At 35.2% G+C, this 23,084-nt stretch carries 17 protein-coding genes; 8 read left to right on the plus strand and 9 right to left on the minus strand.

Going from position 1 to position 23,084, the window contains the following annotated elements:
- Positions 1–17: 17 nt before the first annotated feature.
- Complete coding sequence (locus LNP81_RS21060; RefSeq protein WP_230039254.1) at positions 18–2,168, minus strand: catalase; 2,151 nt, start codon at positions 2,166–2,168, stop codon at positions 18–20.
- Between the two features lie 377 nt (positions 2,169–2,545).
- On the opposite strand from LNP81_RS21060, the gene LNP81_RS21065 reads away from it, so the two are divergent.
- The 4 genes from LNP81_RS21065 (at position 2,546) to LNP81_RS21080 (ending at position 4,004) form a co-directional block, all read left to right on the plus strand.
- A complete protein-coding gene (locus LNP81_RS21065) occupies positions 2,546–2,695 on the plus strand; it encodes a hypothetical protein (protein WP_230039256.1) in 150 nt (49 codons plus the stop codon).
- A gap of 22 nt (positions 2,696–2,717) precedes the next feature.
- Positions 2,718–3,095, plus strand: coding sequence for a hypothetical protein (locus LNP81_RS21070; protein WP_230039258.1), 378 nt, complete (start codon positions 2,718–2,720; stop codon positions 3,093–3,095).
- Positions 3,096–3,291: 196 nt separating this feature from the next.
- Positions 3,292–3,693 carry a hypothetical protein gene (locus LNP81_RS21075; RefSeq protein ID WP_230039260.1) on the plus strand — a complete coding sequence of 134 codons (402 nt, stop codon included), beginning with the start codon at positions 3,292–3,294 and terminating at the stop codon, positions 3,691–3,693.
- Between the two features lie 29 nt (positions 3,694–3,722).
- Entirely contained in the window at positions 3,723–4,004 is a 282-nt protein-coding gene (locus LNP81_RS21080) for a PrgI family protein (protein WP_230039262.1), read from the plus strand.
- Positions 4,005–4,263: 259 nt separating this feature from the next.
- Here the strand turns inward: LNP81_RS21080 and LNP81_RS21085 are convergent, their stop codons facing one another.
- The 5 genes from LNP81_RS21085 to LNP81_RS21105 form a co-directional block, all read right to left on the minus strand.
- Complete coding sequence (locus tag LNP81_RS21085) at positions 4,264–4,638, minus strand: SpoIIAA family protein (protein WP_230039264.1); 375 nt, start codon at positions 4,636–4,638, stop codon at positions 4,264–4,266.
- A gap of 697 nt (positions 4,639–5,335) precedes the next feature.
- Positions 5,336–7,108 carry a RagB/SusD family nutrient uptake outer membrane protein gene (locus LNP81_RS21090; protein ID WP_230039265.1) on the minus strand — a complete coding sequence of 591 codons (1,773 nt, stop codon included), beginning with the start codon at positions 7,106–7,108 and terminating at the stop codon, positions 5,336–5,338.
- A gap of 3 nt (positions 7,109–7,111) precedes the next feature.
- Positions 7,112–10,396, minus strand: a complete 3,285-nt coding sequence (locus LNP81_RS21095; protein WP_230039266.1) for a SusC/RagA family TonB-linked outer membrane protein — start codon at positions 10,394–10,396, stop codon at positions 7,112–7,114.
- A gap of 74 nt (positions 10,397–10,470) precedes the next feature.
- On the minus strand, positions 10,471–11,394 hold the full coding sequence (locus LNP81_RS21100; RefSeq protein ID WP_230039267.1) for a FecR family protein: 924 nt from the start codon (positions 11,392–11,394) through the stop codon (positions 10,471–10,473).
- Positions 11,395–11,477: 83 nt separating this feature from the next.
- Positions 11,478–12,002, minus strand: a complete 525-nt coding sequence (locus LNP81_RS21105; protein ID WP_230039268.1) for an RNA polymerase sigma-70 factor — start codon at positions 12,000–12,002, stop codon at positions 11,478–11,480.
- A 266-nt stretch (positions 12,003–12,268) separates the two neighbouring features.
- On the opposite strand from LNP81_RS21105, the gene LNP81_RS21110 reads away from it, so the two are divergent.
- A complete protein-coding gene (locus tag LNP81_RS21110; protein WP_230039269.1) occupies positions 12,269–13,330 on the plus strand; it encodes a phosphatidylinositol-specific phospholipase C1-like protein in 1,062 nt (353 codons plus the stop codon).
- A gap of 253 nt (positions 13,331–13,583) precedes the next feature.
- On the opposite strand, the gene LNP81_RS21115 is transcribed toward LNP81_RS21110, so the two are convergent.
- The gene (locus LNP81_RS21115) at positions 13,584–15,527 is read right to left on the minus strand and encodes a metallophosphoesterase family protein (RefSeq protein WP_230039270.1); all 1,944 of its coding nucleotides are present in this window, start codon (positions 15,525–15,527) and stop codon (positions 13,584–13,586) included.
- 341 nt (positions 15,528–15,868) lie between these two features.
- Here LNP81_RS21115 and LNP81_RS21120 point away from each other — a divergent pair, with 341 nt between their 5' ends.
- The 3 genes from LNP81_RS21120 to LNP81_RS21130 all read left to right on the plus strand — a co-directional run bounded on the left by LNP81_RS21120 (position 15,869) and on the right by LNP81_RS21130 (position 18,035).
- Entirely contained in the window at positions 15,869–16,243 is a 375-nt protein-coding gene (locus LNP81_RS21120) for a YdeI/OmpD-associated family protein (protein WP_230039271.1), read from the plus strand.
- Between the two features lie 54 nt (positions 16,244–16,297).
- Positions 16,298–16,888 carry a Crp/Fnr family transcriptional regulator gene (locus tag LNP81_RS21125; protein WP_230039272.1) on the plus strand — a complete coding sequence of 197 codons (591 nt, stop codon included), beginning with the start codon at positions 16,298–16,300 and terminating at the stop codon, positions 16,886–16,888.
- An 88-nt stretch (positions 16,889–16,976) separates the two neighbouring features.
- Positions 16,977–18,035 carry an SDR family oxidoreductase gene (locus tag LNP81_RS21130; protein ID WP_230039273.1) on the plus strand — a complete coding sequence of 353 codons (1,059 nt, stop codon included), beginning with the start codon at positions 16,977–16,979 and terminating at the stop codon, positions 18,033–18,035.
- 98 nt (positions 18,036–18,133) lie between these two features.
- Here LNP81_RS21130 and LNP81_RS21135 read toward each other — a convergent pair whose 3' ends face one another.
- Entirely contained in the window at positions 18,134–19,759 is a 1,626-nt protein-coding gene (locus LNP81_RS21135; RefSeq protein WP_230039274.1) for a glycosyl hydrolase family 18 protein, read from the minus strand.
- 345 nt (positions 19,760–20,104) lie between these two features.
- Positions 20,105–22,777 carry a beta-1,3-glucanase family protein gene (locus tag LNP81_RS21140; protein WP_230039275.1) on the minus strand — a complete coding sequence of 891 codons (2,673 nt, stop codon included), beginning with the start codon at positions 22,775–22,777 and terminating at the stop codon, positions 20,105–20,107.
- Positions 22,778–23,084: the final 307 nt, after the last annotated feature.

The raw sequence follows: 23,084 nt of genomic DNA on the forward strand, positions 1-23,084 counted from the left end.
ATTACATTTCAAAGAAATTATTCTTTTTTTAATAACTCTTCTCTTTCCCAGAAACGGTGTCTTCCCATTGCTTTTATAAAAGAAGTGGCCAAAGCCTTATCTCCTATTTTTTCGCTGGTTAAAATTCCCGCATCTTTCTGTACATCGTCTTTTAAAGGAAGAACCTGAACGCCCTGACCTTCGGCTGCGATAAACTTGCAGTGATGGTAAGCATCTTTTATAAATTCACCTACTTCTTTCTTGTTTTTAAGTGCCAAAATTCCTTTTCCTGCCGGAATATAAACAGCATCAAACAATACCGAAGCGGCAATAAGATAACTTTGATCTACAGCAATTTCAAGACCTTCTTCTGATACAATTGTACCTAAATGCGGTGCAATAATTACCGCTTTTGCTCCAGCATCTTTCAAGGCCAGTTTCATGGTTTTTACAGATTCTGCATTTACACCCTCTGCACATAAAAAAGCAACTTGTCTGGTGGCAATTGTATTCGAAATGGTTGGATTTTTCAACATGCTTAAAGCATCCGAATTCTCGATAGATTGTTTTACTTCTTTAGGCTCTTGTTTCCCTTCATCATCAGCTCCAACACCTTGATTAATTGGTTTTTCAAGTTCAGTTGGTACATTCATACCTAATGCTTTACCTACTTTTGCCGCGAGATTTTTATCGATTTGAGAAATTAATCCCAACATTCGTTCTCTAATGGCTTTTGTTTCTACTTTTCCTAGTTCAAAAGACAAAGCGTCTCCAATATGGTTTTGCTCAATAGGCGTTTGGCTGTTGAAGAAAAGTTTTGCCTGACTAAAATGGTCTGAGAAACTTTCGCTTCTTTCACGTATTTTTTGCGCATCGATTCTTTCGTTGAAACTACTAAAACCTCCCTCGTCGATTTTTGCCTGAAACGGACAACCGCCGCCTAATGAATTAGGATGATAACTCACGCGACCGGTTGGAATTTCCTGACGCATATGTCCGTCACGCTGATTGTTGTGCATAGGCGCAACAGTACGATTGATTGGGATTTCATGAAAATTAGGACTTCCTAATCTTGATAATTGTGTATCTGTATACGAGAATAAACGTCCTTGTAATAATGGATCATTCGAGAAATCGATTCCAGGAACTACATGTCCCGGGTGAAAAGCAACTTGCTCTGTTTCGGCAAAAAAGTTATCCGGATTTTTATTCAGAACCATTTTACCAATGATTTGTACCGGAACTAATTCTTCCGGAATCAATTTGGTTGGGTCTAAAAGATCGAACTCAAATTTGTGTTCGTCGGCTTCAGGAATGATTTGTACACCTAATTCCCATTCAGGAAAGTTTCCGCCTTCGATGGCTTCCCATAAATCCTGTCTGTGAAAATCGGAATTTTTACCGGAGATTTTTTGCGCTTCATCCCAGGCTACGGCGTGAGTTCCTAATTTAGGTTTCCAATGAAATTTTACGAAATGAGATTCGTTGTTTTTATTGATGAATCTAAAGGTGTGTACTCCAAAACCTTCCATCATTCTTAGACTTCTCGGGATTGCCCTGTCGCTCATTACCCACATAATCATGTGCATCGATTCTGGCATTAGGGAAATAAAATCCCAAAAAGTATCGTGCGCAGAAGCTGCCTGAGGCATTTCGTGATGTGGTTCCGGTTTTACGGCGTGTATTAAATCAGGAAATTTCATGGCATCCTGAATAAAAAAGACAGGCATATTGTTTCCTACCAAATCATAATTTCCTTCCTGTGTGTAAAATTTAACCGAGAATCCTCGTACGTCACGTGCTAAATCGGTTGAACCTCTTGAACCTGCAACAGTCGAAAAACGAACAAATACAGGAGTTTTGATGCTTTTATCGTTAAGAAAACCCGCTTTGGTATATTTCTCCATCGACTCATACAATTCAAAATAACCATGAGCTGCAGAACCTCTTGCGTGTACGATTCTTTCCGGAATACGTTCGTGATCAAAGTGGGTGATTTTTTCTCTAAGAATAAAATCTTCGAGTAAAGATGGTCCTCTTTCACCAGCTTTTAATGAATTGTTGTTGTCGTTAATTTTCACTCCCTGATTGGTGGTCAGAAATTGATTGTCAGCATTTGATTTATTAAATTCTAAATCTCTTTGTTTTTCATCAGCATGATCCTGACTTGGTTTCTTTGAATTTTTCATTTTTTTGATAGTTGTTTAGGATTTTTAAAAATGGTTTTAAAAAGCAGTTTATATTCTCATTTAATAAGTCATTAAAGTAGTTAGAGAGAATTATAAACTGTAACAAGCCTGACAAATGTAGGTTACAATACAACCAACTGCTTACATGATTTTACCCAAAGATTACATCATTTAAACATTTGATAATCAGCCCTAAATATTGATTTAATCTTTTGAGAAAATAGATTTTTATCTCTCCTGAAAAGTTATATCATTAAACAAAAAACTTACATTATAACCTGCTGTTAATTATACAATTACATTATGTTTTTTTATAAGAAAACAACAGCAGTAAGGAACTAGATTTGTACTATAACAAACAATTAAAAAAAAATATCATGAAAACTACAGATCAAAAAAACAGCAGCACTTCGACATCTGGTGCAAAGTCTATGGACAAAAAAATAGACAAGAAAGAAACGTCTCCAAAAAGAGAAACTAAACCAAATGAAAAGGATGCGAAGAAGCCGTCGACAACAAAAAAGTAATTAATTCTAAAGTATATTAACTATGGAACATGAAAACAATAAAAATTACGGTCAGGATAATCGTGATTTTAATCAGGACTTAGATACACTTATTGATAAGGAAAATGCTTATCAGGATGAAAAAAACCAGATTCAGGAAGAATTTATTGATGATGTAAATCACCAGACAAATGATTATAACCGAAACGAAAATAATCCTGGAGGAGCACCAATCACTAATGATGAGGATCAAATAACAAATGATGAAGATCCTGAAGATTTGGATGATACAGTAAAAAAAGACGGTGATCTTGATGACGATGATTCTGAAGAAGAGGAAGAAAATTTGAGAGATATAGAGGAAGATTTGGACGAGGTATCTCATGATCCTTTTCCGAGTACGAATCCGCAAAATTTTTAGAAAATATGAAATATTATAATTAGATAACCGTTAAGATTTTAAAACTTAACGGTTATTTTTTGTATATTGAAATCTGAAATTCGGTATAAATTCTATAATAAAAAATTAAAACTATGTAAACTTTCTAAGTGCCAATTGCTGTAATTTTAAACTATTGTTTTTAAATAATTTAAAACGATTATAGAAATGCATTTGTATGATGGATATTACAACTCAAATTATCTGGTTGTTTGTTTTGGCTATTCCGATAGCCTGTATCAGCTGGACTGTGACACATGAAGAAATATTTAAGGAACCTCGTGAATGGTGTGTAAAACATTCTAAAAATGACAGGACACTTTTGTCCCGAAAAGCCTTTTATCTCTTTACCTGCGAATATTGTTTTAGCCACTATGTCACAATTGCATTTTTGATCCTTTGTAATTATAAACTTTTGCTAAATGATTGGCGCGGCTATATTTTGGCAGGATTTTCGCTTGTTTTTATGGCTAATGTCTACATGAGTTTATTTGCTTTGCTTAGACAGGCTATTAAAAAAGAAAAAGTAGAAATCGAAAAAATTGAGAACGAAACAGATAGTGAAAAACTATCTACATAAAAAAGTATAACTAATAAATTGAAAAACTTATGGAAAATTTAAATTTTATAGATCCATTATTGCACGGAATTACCCCTGAAAAATCAACGAATAAAATACCTAATCTTTCTGCTAAACAATTGGCTTGCGCCGGAGTAAGCACACTTATAGTTGGTGCTGTATTAAAAAAAGCAGGACAAAACACAATTGGTAACCTTATTGGTGGTTTTGCTTTACCCTTATTAGCTTCAGCAGCTTACAAGCAATTTAATAAAATTTCGAAAGCAAAAAAAGAACTTACTGATAGTAGTGGAATCGAATACAATCACTAAAACCGTTCTATCTGTTTTTTTACTTTATTCTTAACCACATTAAACGATAAAAATATAGCCACGAATTCATGAATTGATTTTCATGATCTCGTGGCTTTTTTTAATTATTATATATTAGCTTCTTACTACTACTTCTTAATCAGGTTTTTAATTGTATCGACATGTACAGGAAAACATAAACCAATTTTAATTTAAAGCCTTGACATCTGAGCTAATTTACTTCAATCAAAATCAATTTATAAGCGTATACTGGCATTGATTATTTAATTTGAATATTTCCTTCGACCCAATTTAAAGCTTTGTTGAATTCTAATTTTTTAAATCCTTTAAATTCTCCGGGAACGACAAAACTAAAACCGTTTGTAAAAGTTATGATTTCGTCAGAATCTGTTACGATTGCAGCGCTATTCCATTTTCCTAAATGTTTTAATCCTAGTAAAGCATCCTGCAACCAGGCACCGGCTGTAAAATTTTGAATATCAGTGTCGAGAACTAATAAAAAGTTGACTTCATTACTTTGCTTAACTAAATGCTCTACAGCGGGAACAACTACGCTAAGAAAGTCTTCTTTTGTTACTTCGGCCAAAGCTCTAAAAGCTACAATATTGTCTGTTGTATCGATTTGATGTATCATTTTATGTGATTTTTTTGAATTATTGATTCTTGAATTTTATATTTTCTAAATTTTCGAAGAGTTGAAAATTACTATCAAATTTAGTTATAGAATGGGTTTTGAATCTTATAAGATCTCGTTTGAGTTTTATATTATAACTACTTTGTTTTTAGGGGCAGAGGTTCAGAGCTGCAAAGGTTCAAAGGTTTTCTAATTGGGTTTTTAAATTGAGGTGCAGAGGGGGTTTTGTTGGACGTGCCAATTGGACGTAAGACGCACTGCTGTGCGTCTACGATTAAACATGTGTGAATATTATTATGACTATGCAATTTGATTAATAATCAACAGTGATAACGAATCTACAATGATAAATTGATAATGATAAGTTGATAATCGTCTTATGAAAACTACGTGCGCATGAGGGATAGAGCTAAGCTACCGAAGTAGCAGTGAAAGCCCGACAGCATCCCGATAAGAGGGCGTATACACGCAAAGTAACTTTGCCCTCTTGTCGGGATGGTGGCATGCCCCTATTTTTAAGGTTCTGAGATGTTAAGACGCTAAGGTTCTAAGTTTTTTTCTGGGTTTGAGATTAGTTGGAAAGTTTGTAAGGTTTTGTTAGATGGGAGAAGCTTATGTATATCCTGAATTAAAATGAAAAAGCCTGTCTCTTTCGAAACAGGCTCTTTGTAAAAAAAAATAAACTAACACAAAACTTTTAATTATATCCTTGATTTTGTTTGAATACTTTTTGATCAATAACGGTTTGCGGAATTGGGAATGCTCTTCTAAAGGGTTGAGAAGCAGCTTTTGCAGTTCCGGCTAAATCGAATTTTCCAAAACGGATACTTTGTGGCCTTCTTTGTAATTCCCAGTACAATTCGAAACCTAATTCTTTGTACAATTGATCTGAGTCTAAAGCAGTAAGTGCTTTTCCCGGAGCATTGCCATATAAAGATTCTCTTTTTCTGCTGGTACGCAATTTATTAAGATCGATCATGGCTAATCCTGCGCTTCCTTTTCTAAAATAGGCTTCGGCTCTCATGGCGTAAATTCCTCCTAGACGGAATAACGGAATATCAACATTACTGTTTCCGTTTCCTCCTTCAGGATCGAATTCGTATTTAAAAACACGTGCTCCCTGATTGATTTCGTTTTGAGCAAAAACAGATTTAGTTGGGTCTGCAAAGGTTAATGATGGGGTAAAATTCATTCTTGTACCTGTACTTTTTTCCATAAATAACGGAGAAACTTTGATACGGTTACCTACCATTTCAAGAGATCCTGAAGCCAACAATATAGGACCGTATTGAAGTCCGGCCTGAATTCCTCTGTTGAAATGGAACCACGGCAACGCCGGGCTGCTTTTAGGTACAATATCGGTTGCGGGAACACTTACATCTGTACCATCGTTCATGAACCATGTACCGTCAGCATATTGGTAATGTTGTTCGAATCTTGGATCGTCATGATTACCATCCCATGATGCGTAGAATTCGGGAGTTATACAAGCAGCATTTGTTCCTCTGTTTGCTGCAGATGCTCTCTGGTTACGCTCCATACACACATAAGCAAAACTGTTTGAACCGTTACGGATGTAATCTATTTTTTGAGAAATAGCGAAAATAAGTTCTTTACCATTATTGTTGTCTCTTGCAAAGTTTTTGAAAAAGTCGCTTTCTAAACTGAATTTTCCTGAATCGATTAATAAAGAGGTGTAATAAATAACACGGTCCATATCTGTTCCTGTGCTTCCTGTTACGGCCGGTTCATTAAAATTGAAATTTGATGACGCATTGTAACGATCTTTGAACACAGCACGATTTAAATACATATTGGCTAAAAAAGCATAAGCAGCTTGTTTGGTAAATCTTCCCTGATAGGTTCTTTGCGTTCCAATATCAGCCAAATCAGGAATTAAAGCCTCAACATCTGTAATTAATTTATCTATTTGAGTATCTGCTTTTAAAATTTGTAAAGTGGCTTTTGTATCCATTGGATCTTTATATGGAGCTTGTGCGTATAAATCTAAAGTGGTATACGTGTAAAAAGCCATAAGTGCTTTTGCTTCTGCAGCATATAATTTCTTTTCAGGAATTGCACTTTGTTCAGCTGATTGTATAGCGGTTATACAACGTGTAATACCATTTGTTAATAAATCCCAGTTACCTACAATGATTGAATTGGTAGAGCTCCAGGTAAATTCGTGCATATCTCTCCATTTTCCGCCATCTCCCCAGTCACTTCCGCGAGTTGGTAAAATTGCTTCATCTGTAGTGTATTCCTGCATGGCAAAAATGGCTCCATGATCAACGAAAGTTCCGTCACCCAATCTGTCATAAGCGGCAGCAAGTGAACCCGCAGGATCTGAAACTGTATTTCCAGGTATTTCATCTAAAAAAACTTCATTCAGATCAGTACAGCTGTTGAGAAGAAAAATAAAAGAGAATAATGTTAAAAATTTTATGCTTAATAATGTCTTTGTCTTCATAATTTATAATTTTAAAGTTGCTCCGAAACTGAACGTTCTCGAAGTTGGATAAGCTGCGTAATCGATTCCAATAGATTGGTTTCCGTCGGTTGCTTTAGGCGTATTTACTAATGGATCAAATCCTGTATAATTTGTAATTGTAATTAGGTTATTTCCTGTAACATACAGTGTTAAGCCATTAATCCAGTTTAATCCTTTCAAATCAAAATTGTAACCTATACGTGCCGCATTTAATCTTATAAAATCAGACTTTTCTAAGAAAAGCGTAGACAAAATTGGTGAGTTTGTTGGGTTTGCCCCTGACTCATAATATCCTGTTGCCACGTTACGATCTGATGCTAAGTTGTTAATATTTAAAGCATTCAACCCTGTATTGTTCAACAAATAACCGCCTGTTTGCCCGATAATTGAGAATGAAAAACTAAAGTTTTTATATCTCATATCACTGTTGAAACCGTAATAAAAAGTGGGTAAAGCTCCTTCGATAATAATTCTGTCGCTGTTATCAATTTTACCGTCTCCGTTCTGGTCTTTAAATACGTTTGCTCCATTTTGATCAAAACCAGTATGCTCTAACAAATAAAATGAACCAGCCGCATAACCGCTCTTGTAAATATTAGCATTAACTCCTGATTGTCCAGGACCAGAAATAGCACCTGTTAAGATTTCTGAAAGGGGTAAGTTTTCAATTTTGTTGTTTAATGTAGATCCATTCACATCAACATTCCAGGTAAAATCTTTTCTATCGATGATTTTAGAACCCAGCATAATCTCAATACCCTTATTAACAATTTTACCGTCGATATTTGTCCAGATAAATTTTGTCTGACTCAAAGGAGTTGAAGGTATATACAAAATAGCATCTGTAGTTGTTTTATTAAAATAGTCTACAGTTCCATAAAATCTGTCATTCCATAAATTAAAATCAAGACCTACATTATATTGTGTAACAACTTCCCATTTTAAATCTGGATTTGCTGTTCTGGAAACAGAAACACCATTTACAAGATTTAAATCGTCATTTAAATAATATCCGTCCGGGCCAGCCAAAGAGTAACTTGCCTTAGTTTGTTTATTAGGTACTTCCTGATTTCCTGTTTGCCCCCAACTTGCTCTAAGCTTTAGGTTATTGATTGTTTTAGAATCTTTCAGGAAATTTTCATTAGTAATATTCCATCCTAAAGCAAATGAAGGAAAATAACCGTATTTGTTATTATCTCCAAAACGTGTAGAACCATCAGCTCTCATAGAAGCTGTCAATAAATATTTATTATCGAAACTGTAATTTAATCTTCCAAAATAAGATTGCAATTCGTTTTCCTGAGCATAACCTGTTGTACCAGATTGTGTTCCTGCAAAACCTGGATTAATAGATGGTTTTACACCTGCTCCCTGCGCTGAAATTCCATCAATACTGAAACTTGTTCCTGATCTTTCAAATTTTTGATAAGAGAATCCGCCAAGAACTTCAAATTTATGTTTATCGAATGCCTTATTATAAGTTAGATAATGCTCAACCAATGAATTTTTTGAATCAAGATTGTTCTGAACATATTTACCTTTTGGATTTAAATCGGTAAGGTTGGGATAAATTGTAGTATTTCTTTCTGATGTAGAGCGATCTACACCAATATTCAATTTATATTCTAATCCGTCGATAATTCTGAAAGAAGCCTCTAAATTTCCTAAAACTCTTAATGTACGCGTTTGATCCTCATAAATACTTAATAAATAAGCTGGGTTATAATGCGCGTTCATATTAAAATTGGTGTACTTTCCGTTAGCATCAAAAACTGATCTTGTTGGGTTAGCCATCAAAGTATGCACGATCAATTGTCCGTTAGAACCACCATCATCACTTGTAGGAACGCCATCATCTGTAGTCTGGCTCGCAGTAAGATTCAGTTTTAATTTTAAACGTTTGTTGTCTAAAAATGATTCAGCAGCATTAATTCTACCCGAAAGACGTTTGAAATTACTGTTATGAATAATTCCTTCCTGATTCATTTGTGCAACAGATGCATAATAATTTCCTGATTCTGTTTGTTTTGCAAAAGACAAAGCGTTGTTTGTAGTAATTGCAGATCTAAAAATTACATCCTGCCAATCTGTGTTTCCGCCATGATCAAATGCTTTATCTTTTATAGCGTTTCTATATTGGCCTGCATCAAGAACATCTAATTTATGAGCAACAGTAGAAACTCCCATATAAGAGTCAAACGTTAATGTTCCTTCGCCTTTAGATCCTTTTTTAGTGGTAACCAAAACAACTCCGTTAGATCCTCTTGCTCCGTAAATAGCTGCAGCAGATGCATCTTTAAGAACTGTAATCGATTCGATATCACTTGTATTCAAAAAGTTTAATGGATTTTTTGCCGTTGAACCTCCAAAACCAACATTAGTTCCGGCAGGGCTTGTATCATCATTAGACAATGGCATACCATCAACAACAAACAAAGGTGTACTTCCGCTTCTGATAGATCCCACTCCACGAATGGTAACGTTTACACCAGCACCAGGTTCTCCGCTTGTATTCACAACACGAACACCCGCAACTTTTCCTTGTAATAGATTATCAACAGAAACGTTTACACCTTGTTTAAAATTAGCCGCTTCTAATTGCGTAACAGCTCCGGTAACATCTTTTTTGGCTTGTTTTCCGTAACCCACAACTAAAACCTCGTTCAATTCGGCAGTGCTTGGTTCTAATTGAACTGTCATAAAACCAGACTGTGCAGCAAGAACTTTTGTAGTATATCCTACATACGAAACTTCGATATTTTTTCCTTCACCTACAGAAAGTTCAAATACTCCGTCAAAATCAGTAACAGTTGAGTTTGAAGACCCGCTTTCGATTACAGTTGCACCCGGAATTGGTAATTTGTTTTCGTCAACAATTTTTCCTTTTACTCTAATTTTATCAACCGCTTTTACAGGAACTGCTTTTGGCGCAGCTGCTTTCTGAATTAAAACCAATTTACCATTAATGTTATAATTGAAATTGGCTTTTTTAGAAAGATCACTTAAAATTAATGCCACTGATTCATTTGTGTAATTTACTGCATACGTGGTATTATCAGCAATAATAGCTTGTCCGTAGCTGAATTTATAATCCGTTTGCGCGCTCAATTTTGAAAAAATAGAAACAAGTGTCGCTTTTTCTATTTTATTTTCTATTTTTGATTTTTTTAATGAATTAGTTTTACTAAAACCACTCTCAATGGTCAGTAACGCTAGTACTAAAAAGATGAAACTCTTTAGATTTAAATAAGAAGGTTTAAAATACATGATTTAAGTTATTGGTTTTTTTACGATACTTAATGATAAATGGCAGTTGTTCTCAGCAACTGCTTTTTTTGTTTTTAATCCACTTTTACTATTTCGCCATAAACTTTAAATTTTAGGTTTGTGATATAATTTATTTGTTCTAAAACATTCTCTAATGATGCGTCCTTCTTTATGAACACCGTTAATGGCGTTGCCAATACGAGCTTATTTTCATATTGAAATGAAACTCCGTATTTATATTGTAAAACCGTAATTACTTGTTTTAAAGTAGTCTGATTGAGCGTAACATCTGTATTGTACCAATTGACCAAATAGGATTTTTCAGCCATTTGTTTGGTTAATTTTTGTGCCGTAAACAAAGCTTCTTCGTTTGGAACCAAATCTACGCTCTGCCCTTTCGTAGAAACATTTACCTTACCGGTTACGACAATCACTTCGCATTTTAATTTTGACATTTGAATGTGAAATGAAGTTCCTACAACTCTCGTTTTAATTTCGCCTGAGCTAATAATAAAAGGATGCTTTTTGTCTTTGGCTATTTCAAAAAATGCATTTCCTTTTAGTAAAGAAACTTTTCTTTGTCCGCCCATAAATTTTTCAGGATACTGAAATGATGAATTTGCTGCCAGATAAATTTTCGAGCCGTCACTTAATTGGATAGATTTGGGGGTATCTGACGTTTTAAATGATAATTGCTTTTCGGCTGTAATACCTGGTTTAAAGTAAAACCCTAAACCAACCAGAAAAAGAATGCTGGCAGCTGCCATATATTTTAAGTAAGGATTGAAGGCTTTCTTCTTTCCTATTCGAATTTGAATATTGTCGTAAATATCCTGAGCAACTTCGTCCGGGTTTCCCATTGAAGTTGTATCCCAATTTGATTTTTGATATTCACTAAAAGTAAAATTATGCAACAAATCTTCTTCTGCTCTTGAAGTTTTATGTCGGGAACTTTTATTGATAAGATATTCTAAACTGTGCTTGATTCTTTTTACCATAATACTTGTTATTATCAATAAGTACCAGAAATGCAAAATCGTACTATCGCGAAATATTACGAAACCATTAACAGAAAGTTATCTTAAAAGTTTTTGTGCAAAATGATGTATGGAGCAAGCCAGGCAAGGTCTTTCAGGCCTTCACGCAATTGTTTTAAGGCCGAAGAAATTTGATTTTTTACGGTTTGTTTCGAAATTCCGAGTTCTTCGGCAATCTGATCAATTGACATATCCTGAAATTTGTACATCAGCAAAACTTCTTTTCGTTTCTCCGGAAGTTTATCCAATAAGGAATACAATAAATCCATTAATTCAGGATCGATCGAGCTGAAATTATCAATAATATAATCTTCGAATTTATCCTCAAGAATCGTCTTGTCGAACTTGTTATTCTGGTAATGTTTGAAAACCTGATTTTTTACCGCACGAAACAAATAAGGCTCGATGGCATTTATAGTAATGTCATCTTTTCGTTCCCATAAATCGATAAAAACATCCTGAACAATGTTCTGCGCCAAGTCTTTATCCTGAGTCATCGTATACGAAAAAGCATTAAGCTTTTTCCAGTAATCATTATACGTTTTTTCAAATACTTCAGGATTTTTCATAGCTTATTTTGGGACTGTTTGGTGATGTAAAATAATAAAATGTTATACCAAAGTTTTTTGCCTGAACGTTATCTTTAAATTAAATAAAGAATTATTCTGATGTAGAAATACTACTATTTTAGGGCAATGATGACAATCAGGTTGCGATTTCTTTTTTTTTAAATAACATAAAAATCAAATCCTGTCTTTACATTAGTACTTTCTAAAAAAAGGTAATTTTCTAGTGCTGCGTCCTCAGTTCTAATAAAAATTACATTTTCAAAATCATGAAACAAATTCTGTTTACTTTATTTCTTGCCGGCGCCATAAACAGCAGCGTTCAGGCTCAAAATGACAACTTAAAAATCAATCAAATACAAGTAATAGGTTCACATAATAGTTACCGCCAGAATATCGAACCGGATTTATACAATTTCATTCAGGCAAAAGACACTTCGCGTTCCTTAAAAGGATTGCAATACACGCATATTTCAATTACAGATCAGTTGAACAAAGGTTTGCGAAATCTTGAAATTGATGTTCAGGGCGATCCTAAAGGCGGAAAATTTGCACATCCTAAAGGTCTGGATCTGGTAAAATCTGAAAAAGTTTATGACCCAAATGGAGAAATGAACAAACCGGGTTTTAAAGTTTTTCACATGATCGATATTGATTTTAGAACATCTTGCTACACGCTTCAAAATGCTCTTGCGGAATTAAAAAAATGGTCTGATGCAAATCCGGATCACATTCCGGTTTTTATCACACTGGAACCCAAAGATGACGATAGTTTCATGGGTACAAAAGCAGAGAAATTTACACCTGAATTATTTGATGCTTTAGATGCTGAACTCCGCAAAGGTTTAGGTAATAAACTAATAACACCGGATATGGTTCGCGGAAAATACAAAACCCTTGAAGAAGCGGTTTTACACAACAATTGGCCAACGCTGAAAAAAGCAAAAGGTAAATTTTTATTTATTTTGGATAATAACGGAGCCAAAAGAGATATGTATTCACTGAATCATCCATCCCTAAAAGGACGCTCCGCTTTTATCTGTGCAGAACCAGGAAAACCAGAGGCGGCAACTTTGATGATAGGAAATTCTGAAGATCCAAAAATTACAGATTTAGTCAAAAAAGGATATATTATAAGAACCAGAGCAGATTCTGATACTAAAGAAGCACGCAAAAATGATTACACACACTTTGAAGCTGCCAAAAAATCCGGCGCTCAAGTCATCACAACAGATTATTATTTGCCAAGTACTTTCTTCAATTCTCCTTATCAAATCAAATATGATGATGGTAGTTATGTGAGAGTAAATCCGGTTACTGGAGGGGAGTAAGTTTTCAGTCTCAGTCTCAGTTTTCAAGTTGGAATGAGTGAAAAAAATTTAACCGCAAGGAGCGCAAAGATTTTTACATGTAAGGTTTATATAAAACGCAAAGTTCGCAAAGCTAATTGATAAAGCTTTGCGAACTTTGCGTTTACTAACGACAATCTAAAACAAAAAACCTTTGCGCTCCTTGCGGTTAAATTCACACCCAAAAATTACGTTCCAACAAAACTTGAAACCTGAAACAAATTAAAACCTGAAACTATTTTTCACTCTTAATCTCCCCACTCTTCAAATCAACACTAAAATGATCCGCAGGAACTTCATGCATGAATTTATTAAAAATGATCAGAAACAATCGCATTTGGTTTTGCAATGGTTTTTCTTTTGATGCATCTTCTTTATGGTTTTCGAAAAATAACTGAGATACCGCTTTATATTGTTTCGCTCTTTCAGTTCCAACATCAACTAAAGCCAATTCATCCGCACTTCTAAAACGGTAGAAATCTACTAACATGTCATAACCTGTCCAATTGAAATCTTGTCTTTTTAGGTTGTTTTCAGACAAAAGTTTATCTGTTTTACTTTCAGCTTCTGACCATTCTTTTTTAAAGTTTTCTTTGTTCTTTAAAATCACATCAAAATCTTTATCAGATTGCATATTGGCTAAAACCAATAAATCTTTTGCAGAAATATTTAGAATAAAATTCTTGAAAGATTCCGGCCAATCGTCTTTCAGGAAACGTAAACGGACTAGTTCCTTCAGATGAAAATCGGTAAAATCATGGTAATTTTTGGTTTTTAGGATATCGAAATTCCAGATGTCTTTTGTGTTTTGACTTTCTAAGAATTGATATTCCATTTTATACAAATCAAAAAGTTCATCGTATCGCGGAACCTCATCAATTGTAATCGTTTGAATGTCTACCAAATTATCTTTTTTGATCGTCAACAACTTATAAGCTGGAATATACGCCGCCAATGATGGCGTTTGAATATTGACCAAAGTATTTCCTTTTGCTGTTGTACGAACTCCTGTATCATTAATATGCATATGTCCGCCAAAATGAATCTTCAATCCCGCATCAGCAAAAACCTGTGCTACTTCTTCGACCGGAACGCGATTCAATTGCCATTTGTTTGGCCCAAGTAACTCTTTTATTTCCGCGGAAGCGTCATCATTAAAATCAATCATCGGGAAATGACTAAAAGCAATCAAAGTTTTACCTTGTTGTTTGGCTTGCGCCGAAATTTCTTCAACCCATTTTATCAGATGTTTTTTGTTCGAAAGTACATTATTATAACCCGTACTGGCTTCTGAATAGCTTTTAGAATCTTTTGGATCTCCGTCGTTCTTTTTTGGAATATAAACATTCCCGTCGATTGCCATTAACCAAAGTCCGTCAACAGGTTCAACGACATAACTCACATCCGGAACTTCAAATCCAGGCGATACATTATAGACTCTATTGGATAATAAAGCCGCTTTTGATGCTTTTTCGAAACTATAATCTTTAGAAGTATAAGTTGCAAATGGCGTTGCCCAGAATTTGTATTTTTTGTTGGGATAAAAACCAAAATTTTTAAGATTATCAGTAATTCCCAAATAACCCATTTTAGCAATATCGGCGGTCACAACAACAGGCTGTTCGATGGTTAAGTTTGGCTTATAGAGGCCTTCTTTGCTATAAATGGGTTGACTTTTACCGTCTTTTCCTAAAAAATCTTCTTTACCGGATTCCTGAGCAAAAGGTCCAACGGGATCGTGATTTCCAGTGGTAATGAAAAACTCGATATTGTATTTTTTTCTGTATTCATCTAAAATTTTCTCTAATCCTTTTACGTGAATCGGCTGACCGTCATCTGTGTAATCTCCCGGAAGTGCGACATATTTTATCTTTCTTTTTGCGATATCTTCTAAAGCCGCGATGAAAGCAAAATAGTTCTCATTGAAAATTCGGGTCGAATGCAACTGAGACGCCATTGTTCTCATTAACGTATATTTTCCGGTTTTCGTATTCAAAATGCCTTTAAAATCATTATCAGAAAATGTTCCGAACAAATCCTGTAAATGAACATCGGATAAAAAAGCAACCTGAACGCCGTCAAGATTCTTTTGTTTTTGCGCTGAAATTGTGGTGTTTAATAAAACAAAAAAAAGAATGGCGAAGCAATATTTATGTAGAGAGGAAAATTTAAAAATCATAGGTTAGGCTTTTGCAAATGGGGTTATAAAAAGATTTGCAATTTTAGGAATTAAAACTTTAAAATCCTTTATCGTATTGTTACGGAATGATAATTATTACTGCTGTACCGTGATGTTGATTTAACTGCAAGGTTCGCAAAGTTTTTTTGTAGCTGGTGCGTAATAATCGCGCAAAGTCGCGAAAGCGCAAAGTTTTTATTTTCTTTGCGACTCTGAGACTTTGCGAGATTTAAAAATAAATCCTTGCGAACTTAGCGTATCCCGATAGCTATCGGGATTGCGCTCTTCGCGGTTAACTTTTTTTATTTAAATTTATAATCAACTTTCAATTCACATTAATCATGGAAACAAAAGATGGAAAACAAGCCATTTATGCCCAAACCAGAAAAGAATGGCGTGATTGGTTACAGGAAAATAGTCAAATAGAGAAATCGGTCTGGTTGATTTTATATCATAAAAAAAGTAAAGTCGAAAGCATTAATCTTGTTGAAGCAACCGAAGAAGCTTTGTGTTTTGGATGGATTGACAGTTTGTGTAAAAAACGAGATGTCGAAAGTTTTTATCTCACCTTTACTCCCAGAAACCCCAAGAAAAGTAAATGGAGTCAGCCTAATCGTGATCGTGCCCAAAGAATGATTGAGCAGGGTTTAATGACAGAACAAGGACAAAAACTTATTGATATTGCGAAAGAAAATGGGAAATGGGAACCTGTATAAAAAATGTCATCATAAACGCGATCATATAAACTCAATCAAAACGCAAACACAAAAATGGAAGAACATCAGTCTTTAATAAACCACATACAAAACCGAATATCACTTTCTGAAGAAGAAATGCATCAGTTTGTTTCTGAGTTTAAAATTACAAAAATCAAAAAAAGACAATTTATTATTCAACCTGATTTTGTCGCTAAATATAGAAGCTATGTAGTAGAGGGCGCTTTAAGAGCTTATGTTGTAAGTGATCAGGGACAAGAACATACAATTTCGTTTGCGATTGAAGATTGGTGGATTTCTGATTACAACAGTTATATTTATCAACAGCCGGCGACTATGTTTGTAGTAGCATTAGAAGATGCTATTCTCCTGCAAATTGATTTCGAAACAGAAACGAAACTAAAAAATGCTAATCCAAAATTCGAAACTTTCTTTCGTATTACGGCTGAGCGTACAGCAGCATTTTTTCAGCGCCGAATTATTATAAATCTTACTTCAACTGCTGAGAAACGTTATGATACTTTTATAGAAAATTTTCCTTTAATTGTAAAACGCGTGCCTCAATATGCACTAGCTTCCTATTTGGGCATGAGTACTGAATTTCTTTCGAAAATACGGAACAATAAATTAAAAAAGAAAAGTTGAACTACTTCAACCTTATTTCATAATCTACTTCATTTTTATTGAGTAAAAACAGTCACAACTTTGTAATGTAATTTTAAATACAAAGAAAATGGCAACGAATAAAAATACTGCGCTTGTAGTTGGAGCAAATGGAGTGATAGGAACTAATATTATTCATCATCTTTTATCTTTAGGAAATTGGTCTGTTATTGGTCTTTCCAGAAGAGGTGGTGAGAATGCTTCAAATCTTGAATATATTTCAGTCGATTTACTGGATGCTGAGGATTCTCAAAAGAAATTATCTCATCTGGATAACATTACTCATATTTTTTATGCTGCTTATCAAAATCGTCCTTCATGGGCTGAACTTGTTGAACCTAATCTGACAATGCTTCAAAATGTTGTTAGTACAATTGAGCCATTAGCTAAGAATTTACAGCACATAAGCTTGATGCAGGGATATAAAGTTTATGGCGCGCATCTTGGTCCTTTTAAAACTCCCGCAAAAGAAAATGATGCCGGTCATATGCCTCCGGAATTTAATATCGACCAACAAGAGTTTTTAGAAAAAAAACAACAAGGAAAAAACTGGAATTGGACCGCTATACGTCCATCTGTTGTTGGTGGTACAGCATTGGAAAACCCAATGAATTTGGCACTTGTTATTGCTGTCTATGCTTCCATTTCAAAAGAATTAAATCTTCCGCTTCGTTTTCCCGGAAAACCAGGAGCGTATGACAAACTTATGGAAATGACCGATGCCGGATTATTAGCCAAAGCTACCGTTTGGGCGGCTACAAATTTGAAATGTGCCAATCAGGCTTTTAATATTACCAACGGAGATTTATTTAGATGGACGGAACTATGGCCAAAAATTGCAGCCTATTTTAATATTCCTGTTGCACCCCCTCTTCAAATCCAACTTCAAACAATTATGGCTGATAAAAAAGAGTTATGGGAAAATATTCAGGAAAAATACAATTTAGAAAAACACAGTTATGAAAAATTATCCAGCTGGGGATTTGGTGATTTTGTTTTTTCATGGGATTACGATTTCTTCGCAGACGGAAGTAAAGCCAGACGTTTTGGTTTTCATGAATTTATTGATACCGAAGAAATGTTCTTTACAATATTTGATCAATTACGTCAGGAAAAAATTATTCCTTAAATAAAAAAATCTGTCATTTCTGACAGATTTTGATTAGGTAAAGCCTTTGTCAAAGTTTAAAACTTTGACAAAGGTTTAGAATAAATATAACTAACTATTTATTTTTTAATAAAACGTCTTACCGTTTTGATTCCGTCTTTTTCTACCGAAATAAAGTAAATTCCAGATTTTAAACCTGACACATCTATTCTGTTATCGTTTACTTTTTGTGTTGAAACAGTTGCGCCGCCTTCAGAATTGATAATGCATACGTTTGCTCCAGAAACTTCAATAGTAAATGAAATTGAATCTTCGCTAGGATTTGGATAAATACTCAAATTTTCGATACCCGTTGCAGAAGCTGTTTTAGCAGCTAAACCTGCAGCCGATTTCGTGATTCTGAACCAATTGATATTGACACCAGAACTTTGTATAAATATCCCGAAATTGTACGTTCCTGCATTTACATTTACGGTTTGAGAAACCGTTTGCCAGTTTTGCCAACCTCCTGTATTAGGAATATTAACATTACCTAACTGAATACTTCCTGCATTTAAATCAGATGATATTCTGGCGCCATTTACAGCACTTGCTACTCTATATTCGATTACATAAGAACCCGAAGTTGGGAAATTGATATTAGAATATGCCATCCAGTCGCCTGTATCTGCATATCCTACATTTAAGCCTCCGCCTGTATCTGTAGTAGATTCAGTTTGTACACCACTCATCGAAGAGTAGCTTTCTGCTTGTATTAAAGTTCCTGTACCTGTTGGTGGATTACTTCCGGTAATAACCTGATTTACGGCTGTTAATAATGATTTAGAACCCACAGCATCCTGAGACAATTCCCAAATCATAACTCCGCCCGCATTCTGAATCGCGAAGGTTGTTTTTGCTTTAATGGTTGGAATCCCGTTATAATAAATCGTATTTCCTACCTGATCCAGATTTTCTGCTCCCGGATATTGCGCTACAATATTGGCATAAGAAATTCCCTGATTAGCAGAAGCTCCAAAACCATATCCGTAAAACGGAAGTCCAATGATCGCTTTGCTTGCCGGTAATCCTCTTCCTGTCCAGTAATTAAACTGGTTTACTGCCATACTGTACGGAGAATGTTGTCCTGGGTTTCCCGGTTGCCACGGTCCTGTTGCATCATACGCCATGATGTTAATCCAGTCAAAAGCTACAAAAGTAGATGCAGGTACATTTGCACCGCCATATCCTTCTGAAAGCGCCGCCGAAATTAGTTTTCCATTAGCATGCAATTTGGCCGCAAGCGCTATCACAAATCCGCCATAATCGCTATTAATTGCCGGCCCTTCAAGATCCATGTCGACACCATCAAAATTATGAGCCACAACATAATCGTAGATTTTCTGAATAAAAGCTGTTCTGTTGGCAGCTTTAATCAAATTGAAGTAGTTATCACGAATAGCGCCTCCTTCAGAAACTGAGCCTCCTCCAAGGGAAACAAAAACTTTTACGTTTTGAGCATGTGCCGCATTAATTATGGTATTACTTCCTGAATTAAAAGACAGATATCCATTGGCATCAGGATTTTCGAAAGCAATATTAATATGCGTCAGTTTACTGTACTGAACGCTGCTCGAAAAGGCATTCAGATCTACCCAATTTGGGATATAAGCGATAACTTTTTTTTGGGCAACTGATAAGTTAACAATACCCAGAACCAAAATCAAGATCCATTTTAGCTGGATCACTTTGTAATTGTTTTTCATAGTAACATTTTTTAATAGATTAATAGATATGTAAATTTTCGGGGGAGAAAATAATTTTAGTTTTTAGACTTTAGATTTCAGATTGGTTGGAACCTAAAAATCTAAAGACTTAGATCTAAAATTTCTTTTAAAACTATTCTTTAATGCCTTGGGTGCAATCCATAAAAATCTTAATCAAACACATAGAAACATAGATTTTATTTGTTTGAAAAAAGAACATTAAAAAGAAACTCGTTTCTATCACATAGTCCCGAAGCTTCGGGATGTGTTAATGCAAAGTGAAACGCCTTTTTTGATCTTTATAATTCTATGTTCCTATGTGTTAAAATAATTACGCCCAACAGCTTATTTCTTTATAAAACGTTTCACCGTTTTCTGACCGTCTTTTTCAAATACTATCAAATAAATTCCGCGTCGTAAATACGAAACATCTAAACTGTTATTATTGACTTTTCGTCCGGAAAATACAGTTCCTGTCTGAGAATCTACAATGCTTACATTTCCTCCGCTGACATCCGTTGTAATGTAAAGTGTATTTTCGACCGGACTTGGATATATGTTCAATGCCGTTTCGACAACTTCCTCCTCAACCACTTGAGCTTGAGCTGATTTAGCTGTTAAACCCGCACCTACTTTTGTAATTTTTATCCAGTTAATGTTCATTCCGGTATTCTGAATATAGATTCCAAAATTGTACGTTCCTGCATTTACATTTACCGTCTGAGATACCGTTTGCCAATTTTGCCATCCTCCTGTGTTTGGAATATCAACATTGCCTAAAACAATAGTTCCTCCGTTTAAATCAGACGATAACCTACCACCCGTTACGCCACTTGCAACACGGTATTCTATTAAATAAGAACCAGTCGTTGGAAAATTAATACTGTTATAAGCCAACCAGTCACCCGTTTCGGTATAACCAACATTTGAACCTCCGCCCGTATCTGTAGTTGCTTCAACCTGAATACCGCTCATGGCAGAATAATCTTCGGCCTGAATTAAAACAGAAGTTTGCGAAGTCGTTGCCGGAACCAATTTCCATTGTCCGCACGTTTGATTGTTATTGTCCCATTGTTGAACCACTGCGCCAGAAGCTGTACTTGCTCCTGCAACCTCAACGATTCGACCACTATGTCTGGCTACAATTTTATAAAATCCGTCGCCCGTTGCAACTAATACAAACTGTTGGTTAGTTGTCGCATTGTATGGATATTGCTCTACTTTCGCACCATTGGCTTTATTAAAATTATTTACGTCTAAAGACTGACCGCTATGATTGGCAATGATTTTGTACAATCCGTCGCCCAAATGTGTGAAGGTAAATTTCTGATTGTTGCCTGAATTCAAAGCGCCCTGATTGATGGCAGCACCATTCGATAAATTCGCATTCCAGACATCCATATATAAATTGCTGTTTCTGTTTTGAAGATAAAAGGTCTGATTATTCAAAGTAGTTACTCCATTTGCCAGAATTCTAATCGAAGTCACTTTATCATTCCATGTGGTATTCAAACAAGAATTATCAGAATTGATTACCGTTGAAGCTCCTGTAAAATTATCATCCTGATACAAAATCGCCTGAAAACCCTGAGCTACTTTAAGTGACGAAATATCATCGTTTAAAACTCCTAAAGTATTCAAACGCGCCAAATTATAATCACCAATAGTCAATCCGCCAGAAAACTCGGTGTAATTACAATCTTTATAAACCGTAATAACATCTGTAGTAGCCGGAACCGAAGGTGTTGTACCTGCATATCCTCCAAACGTAGCAATTACTTTTGTTGGCTGAGGCGAATGAAGCGACGGCGACTGATCAGCCACATCATCATAGGCAAATCCGTAAGCGAGATTATCTACACTTATTCCTGGTAAATGCCAGAATTTAGAATAATGATTGGTTGGATTCACCTGATAAAATTTTGATGCATCGTACCAATTTTGCTGTCCCGGATTTGAAGTTGTAACATTTACCACATGACGATTAATCGCCGCCGTTAATTGCGCCTGAACCACAAGATCAAGATCTCCGTCGACCAATCTTCTGTCCAGAACACCTTTTCCTTCTAGGGCTTCCTGAGTTGATGGTCTGTTTTGAACTCTTCCCGTTCTACCCACAAAACCTCCTGATTGTCCCACAACTTCAAGTTGTTCGCCAATCACTCTTCCTTTGAAAACTCCGGCATCGCCTGCATAAAATATTAAATCTTCATTTTTATATTTGTTCCAAATGGCATCAATATAAGATTTCAGATAATTGGCCTGAGCTCCTACAGAAGTTCCTCCCGTTCCGTCTGCAAAAGCGGGAGTTTTTGATGGTGCCGTAATTTCGCCGGTTGTATTATTGACACAACCTTGAAATTCTGATGGCACATTTGCTTTGAAAGCCGCCACAATATCAGCGTGCTTTTTTAGTTCACCTACTCTTTTCTGATATCCATTGGCACCAAATAACTCCAGTCCCATTGGGTATTTATACGAATCGACTCTCGAAGGATTTCCAAAGAAACCATATTGATTATTAGTCAATTCGATGATTTCATATAAAATGCCCTGATTTGGGTCTGTAGCATTCAACGGATTTGGAGATGTATATCCCGAAGGAGCACCATTTGCGCCAAAAAAGTAGAAATACAACTGCTGTCCTTTGGCAATAAAAACCCTGCAGCCTGCAATTTGCGGCAGCGTAAAAGTTTTGTTAGGAATTTCGCTTAACTTGGTAAAACAATTGGCATATTTCGAGTTTTGTCCCGGTCCGGTATTTCCGCCAATTGTAGGTCCTGTAACGGTATTATAAGAAGCACTCATAGGCAAAACCTGACTTGTTTTGGCATTGACCCAAACGTGATTTCCAGTATTGTAATCGATACCTACAATGGCGACATACAATTCGTTGTCATTAAATGTTGACGTATTACTTATCGTAAACGGAATTGGGCCCTGCCCGTACATAAAATTGCATAGCAATGCCAGAAGCAATGCAGTAAAAAACCTTTTTTGTAATTTAAAATTTCTCATTGTTTAAAATTGTTTGGGTTAATAAACTTGTTTTTAATTCATTAGTAAGAATGAGAAAATATTAAGCTATAACTCGTCGCATTTAATTCGGAAAATTTATTTAAAAACATAGAAACATAGATTCTATGGATGAAAAAGTATACAAAAAAGAAATCCATTTCTTTCGCATAGCTATCTATGTGCTTTTATATAAAGTGAAATGCCTTTTTCGCAAACAAAATCTATGTTTCTATGTGTTAAAAAGAATCATAACTACGAGTTTATTTATAAAAGTTAGGTGTAACTATTAAGGATCATTACACCCAAC

The organism is Flavobacterium piscisymbiosum, assembly GCF_020905295.1.
In the GTDB taxonomy this organism is placed as follows: domain Bacteria; phylum Bacteroidota; class Bacteroidia; order Flavobacteriales; family Flavobacteriaceae; genus Flavobacterium; species Flavobacterium piscisymbiosum.